Origin of the sequence: Pseudomonas sp., from assembly GCF_035277045.1 — a bacterium.
Taxonomy (GTDB): Bacteria; Pseudomonadota; Gammaproteobacteria; order Pseudomonadales; family Pseudomonadaceae; genus Aquipseudomonas.
In genome coordinates this window covers 1-4,713 of sequence record NZ_DATELE010000009.1, presented here as the reverse complement: position 1 = coordinate 4,713, position 4,713 = coordinate 1, and the positions used below count along the sequence as shown (strand labels likewise).

The window sequence follows — 4,713 nt, the reverse complement described above, 5'->3', positions numbered from 1 at the left end:
CCGAGATAAGCACAGTCCCCGGCTTTGCCAAGCCGGGGACTGTGCTTAACTTGGGTGGAAGACAGTTGCACACACAACCACCATCAACCAACCAGCTCCTCGCGCAGCTGCCGCGCCGCACTGATCATGTGCACCAGCGCCGCTTCGGTCTCCGCCCAGCCCCGGGTCTTGAGCCCACAGTCAGGATTCACCCACAACCGCTGCGCGGGAATACGCCGGGCCGCCTTGCGCAGCAGGTCAGCCATCTCCTTGACCTCCGGCACCCGTGGCGAGTGGATGTCATATACCCCCGGACCGATGTCATTGGGATAGTCGAAGGCCTCGAACGCCTCCAGCAGCTCCATGTCCGAGCGTGAGGTCTCGAGGGTGATCACGTCGGCGTCCATGGCCGCGATCGATTCGATCACATCATTGAACTCGCTGTAGCACATGTGGGTGTGGATCTGAGTCTCATCACGTACGCCCGAGGCGCACAGGCGAAACGCTTCGGTGGCCCAGTCCAGGTACTGCTGCCACTGCGCCTTGCGCAACGGCAGCCCTTCGCGAAACGCCGCTTCATCGATCTGCACGATCCGGATGCCGGCGGCTTCCAGGTCCACCACCTCGTCACGGATCGCCAGCGCCAGCTGGCGGGCCTGGACTTCGCGGGAAACGTCCTCGCGCGGGAAGGACCACATCAGCATGGTCACCGGCCCGGTCAGCATGCCCTTCATGACGTTGCCGGTAAGGCCCTGGGCGTAGCGGATCCACTCCACGGTCATCGCTTTCGGCCGGCTCAGGTCGCCGTAGATCACCGCCGGCTTGACGCAGCGCGAGCCGTAGCTCTGCACCCAGCCGAAGCGGGTGAACAGGTAGCCGTCGAGCTGTTCGGCGAAGTACTCGACCATGTCGTTGCGCTCGGCTTCACCGTGCACCAGCACGTCCAGTCCCAGGCGCTCCTGGACCTGCACCGCGTGGCGGATCTCGCTGTGCATGGCCTCGGTGTACTCGACCGCCGTCAGCTTGCCCTGCCTGAATGACTGACGCGCCAGGCGGATCGCGCCGGTCTGCGGGAAGGAGCCAATGGTGGTGGTCGGGAACAACGGCAAGTCGAGCCTGGCGCGCTGGCGGCTGATACGCCTGGCATAGGGCGACTGGCGCTGGCTGTCCGCCGGAGTGATCGAGGCGACCCGGGTCTGGACCGCGGGTTTGTGGATGCGTGCCGAGGCCGCGCGGCTGTCTTGCACGGCCCGGCTCTGGGCAAGGGCGTGCAGCACGTCGGGCGCTTCGGGCGCATCCAGAGCCCTCGCCAGCACGGCAACTTCTTCGCACTTCTGCACCGCGAACGCCAGCCAGCGCTTGAACTGCGCGTCCAGGGTATCTTCGCGTGACAGGTCCATCGGGCTGTGCAACAACGAGCATGAAGGCGCTACCCAGAGGCGCTCGCCCAGGCGCTCATGGGCATGGCGCAGCACGTCCAGGGCCTTTTCCAGGTCACAGCGCCAGACATTGCGGCCGTTGACGATGCCCAGCGAGAGCACTTTGTAGGCTGGCAGGCGATCAAGGATGGTCGGGTACTGATCGGGCGCCCGGACCAGGTCGATGTGCAGGCCATCGACCGGCAGGTTTGCCGCCAGGCCGAGGTTCTCTTCCAGGCCGCCGAAGTAGGTCGCGACAAGCTTTTTCAACGGATCGCGCTGGATCAGGTTGTAGGCGCGCTCAAAAGCGTTTTTCCAGTCCTGTGGCAGGTCCAGGGCCAGGATCGGTTCATCGATCTGTACCCACTCCACACCTTGGGCGGCAAGGCGCTGGAAGATCTGGCCATACAGCGGCAGCAGGCGCTCAAGCAGGTCAAGCTTGTCGAAACCGGCGCCCTTGACCTTGCCTAGCCACAGATAGGTCAAGGGCCCGATGACCACGGGCTTGACCTGGTGCCCCAGCGCCCTGGCCTCGTCGACCTCCTCGAACAACTGTCCCCAGGACAGCTCGAAGTGTTGGTCGGCGCTGAATTCAGGCACCAGGTAGTGGTAGTTGGTGTCGAACCACTTGGTCATTTCCTGGGCATGCGCGCCACCGCAGCAGTGGTCGCTGCCCTGTTCCGCGACAGCGCCACGCGCCATGGCGAACAGCGTGCGCAGGTCGGGCTGGCCGTTGGCAGGACGGAAGCGCTCTGGAACCACCCCGAACATCAGCGAGTGCGTCAGCACCTGGTCGTACCAGGCGAAGTCGCCGACGGGCAACAGGGTGATACCGGCGTCTTTCTGCAACGCCCAGTGTTCTTCGCGCAGGCTACGTCCCACCGCCTGCAGCCCGGCTTCGTCAAGATCACCTTTCCAGAAAGCTTCCAAAGCTTTTTTCAGTTCGCGGTCGCGCCCGATGCGCGGAAATCCGAGTGAGTGGGCCAGTGCCATGACAATAAAGCTCCATAGGTTCGATGGGCGCTATTGTCATGAAAGGGACCATGCTGAAACAAACTCATAATATTCGTGATGATCTAAAGTTTTCTTCATGCATGCTGCAATACCGCTTGTCGGTTCCTGAGTGCATTGTCTGGAGCCTCTTCCTGCCCGGACAAGTCGGAACCAATAGGGATGCTGACGTTGTCCGCCCCTCTACACCGGCGCCGCCAGGCGGGCCGTTTTTCATCACGGAGGTAATTGTCATGACCTACACACAGTTCCTGGGGGGCGGCAACGTGGCCGATGACTGGCCGGAGCTTGAGCAGGACCAACGCAACGACAGGGCTGACGATCCTGATGCCGATCCGAACGTCGCCGACGATGACGAACCTCGCCCCGGCGTGCCTGCCAGCGACCCTGAATCAGGCGCCTAAAAAAACAGCCCGCGGATAGCGGGCTGTTTTCGTGTTAATCGCGCGACGTTCAACTCGCGACCGGCGGTTTGTCAGCCGGTGCCCCACTGGACACCTGGGCCGGGTCGAACGGCCTGGCGGCAAACGCCGCTCCGGTGCCCGACAAGCGCCAGCTGACATCAGTAACCCCGTAGCGCTCTGCCAGGGGCCGACTGACCTTGCGGATTTTCTCACGACCGAACTTGGGAATGATCCCGATGCCTGCATCGCAACTGGCCCAATGCCACGCTTGGGCGTTATCCATTTTTTCCTGCCGAATGATGAACGTACGCGGCTGCCCATGCAGCCGATAATCGATGATGTACAGTTGAGGCATTGGCATCAAAGGGCCCTCCTTTCTCCATGACGACACATGAATGGAGCAAGGTTTCTCCAGAAGATTCAAAACATTGTCGAACAATATGCACGAGAGGCTAAGTGGCACTTTGCCCTCGCGCCCTACACCTGCTCTAGCCCCCCGCAGGGTCGAGCTGGATGTACAGGCAGTACCCCGACAGCACGACCCAGAACGCACAGAACAGCCATGGCGTGCGCATCGAGAACAGCAGCGACTTGCGATAGCCCTGCTCCGAGGATTCGAGTTCGCTGAACAGCGGAGAGTCATCGTACGCCTGACCGAACTTCGGCTCGCTGCGCAGCAACTGGCTCTGCTTGAAGTGCCAATGGTCGATGATGGCATATGCCGCGCGAATCCCTGGCCAGGCATTGAGGGTGCTCACCACCCCCAGCAAGGCCAGGAAGGTCGGCACCACCAGCGTGAACAGCCTGCCCCAGTCCGGATTGAGGTTGGCCATGCAGGAGCCGAATGCGATCACCAGGAACGACTGTGCCGAGAGATAGGCATCCGTCCGGTGGGACAGGATGCCGGTCTCGAACTGGATCTCCCGGCGATAGAACTCCAGTCGCTCCTTTGGCGTACCGAACATCAACGACTCATCAGGCGGGTGTAGCGCCTTGGCGTTGGTGTCGGTCAGGATGCGGGACATGCGTACTCCTAGGTTTATGGGCCCTAGCCCTGTTGTGGCGTGGCGCCGGGCGTCAGGATCACCTTGCGGCAGCGTTCCTGCTTTTCATCGAACATTTCATAGCCGCGCACCGCTTCTTCGAGCCCCATGCGGTGGGTCACGATGGCGTCCGGATTGAGCTTGCCCTCGTCAATGTACTGGAGCAGCTCCGGCAGGAAACGGTGCACATGGGTTTGCCCCATCTTGAAGGAGATGCCCTTGTCGAAGGCATCGCCGAACATGAAGGCATGCACGAAGCCTGCGTACACGCCGGGGACGCTGACCACCCCACCTCGGCGTACCGCCGCGATGGACTGGCGCAGGGCCTTGCCGCTGCTGCCTTCGATCTTCAACGTGGTGAGAACGGTTTCCGTGGTGCTGCCCTTGGCCTCGAAGCCCACGGCGTCGATCACCGCATCCACACCACGTTTGCCTTTGGTCTGGTCGATGATGGTGTAGGCCGGATCGTCGTCGCGGTGGAAGTTGATGGGTATCACGCCGTACTGCTGCTGCGCGTATTCAAGCCGGTAGTCGAACTCGTCGATCATGAAGATCTGGTCCACCCCGAGCATCCGCGCGCATGCAGCCGCCAGCAGGCCCACCGGCCCGGCGCCGTAGATGGCCAGCGACGAGCCTTCACCGATCTCGGCATTGATCACAGCCTGCCAGGCGGTAGGCAGGATGTCGGAGAGAAACAGCACTTTGTCATCCGCCAGATGCCCTGGCACCTTGAACGGCCCGACGTTGCCTTTGGGCACGCGGACGTATTCGGCCTGCCCTCCCGCCACGCCGCCGTAGAGATGGCTGTAGCCAAACAGCGCCGCGGGCGGTGGGATGATCTTCTTGTTCAGCGCGGCA

General features: G+C 62.3%; 5 protein-coding genes. 1 reads left to right on the top strand and 4 read right to left on the bottom strand.

Annotated features, from left to right (window positions below; translation table 11 throughout):
- Positions 1–83: 83 nt before the first annotated feature.
- Complete coding sequence (gene metE / locus VJS90_RS00355) at positions 84–2,390, bottom strand: 5-methyltetrahydropteroyltriglutamate--homocysteine S-methyltransferase (RefSeq protein WP_324118006.1); 2,307 nt, start codon at positions 2,388–2,390, stop codon at positions 84–86.
- 251 nt (positions 2,391–2,641) lie between these two features.
- Here metE and VJS90_RS00350 point away from each other — a divergent pair, with 251 nt between their 5' ends.
- The gene (locus VJS90_RS00350; RefSeq protein ID WP_324118004.1) at positions 2,642–2,812 is read left to right on the top strand and encodes a hypothetical protein; all 171 of its coding nucleotides are present in this window, start codon (positions 2,642–2,644) and stop codon (positions 2,810–2,812) included.
- 49 nt (positions 2,813–2,861) lie between these two features.
- On the opposite strand, the gene VJS90_RS00345 is transcribed toward VJS90_RS00350, so the two are convergent.
- From VJS90_RS00345 to VJS90_RS00335, 3 genes are all read right to left on the bottom strand, one after another.
- Positions 2,862–3,173 (bottom strand): DUF6555 family protein, encoded by a 312-nt coding sequence (locus tag VJS90_RS00345; protein WP_324118002.1) that lies wholly within the window; start codon positions 3,171–3,173, stop codon positions 2,862–2,864.
- A gap of 127 nt (positions 3,174–3,300) precedes the next feature.
- Complete coding sequence (locus tag VJS90_RS00340) at positions 3,301–3,837, bottom strand: hypothetical protein (protein WP_324118000.1); 537 nt, start codon at positions 3,835–3,837, stop codon at positions 3,301–3,303.
- Between the two features lie 23 nt (positions 3,838–3,860).
- On the bottom strand, positions 3,861–4,713 hold an 853-nt coding region (locus VJS90_RS00335), incomplete at its 5' end, for a zinc-binding dehydrogenase (protein WP_324117998.1).

Bases quoted from the DNA above. Each gene is read 5' to 3' on its own strand.
- VJS90_RS00350 (WP_324118004.1), top strand. From the start codon at position 2,642: ATGACCTACACACAGTTCCTGGGGGGCGGCAACGTGGCCGATGACTGG.
- VJS90_RS00345 (WP_324118002.1), bottom strand. From the start codon at position 3,173: ATGCCAATGCCTCAACTGTACATCATCGATTATCGGCTGCATGGGCAG.
- VJS90_RS00340 (WP_324118000.1), bottom strand. From the start codon at position 3,837: ATGTCCCGCATCCTGACCGACACCAACGCCAAGGCGCTACACCCGCCT.
- metE (WP_324118006.1), bottom strand. From the start codon at position 2,390: ATGGCACTGGCCCACTCACTCGGATTTCCGCGCATCGGGCGCGACCGC.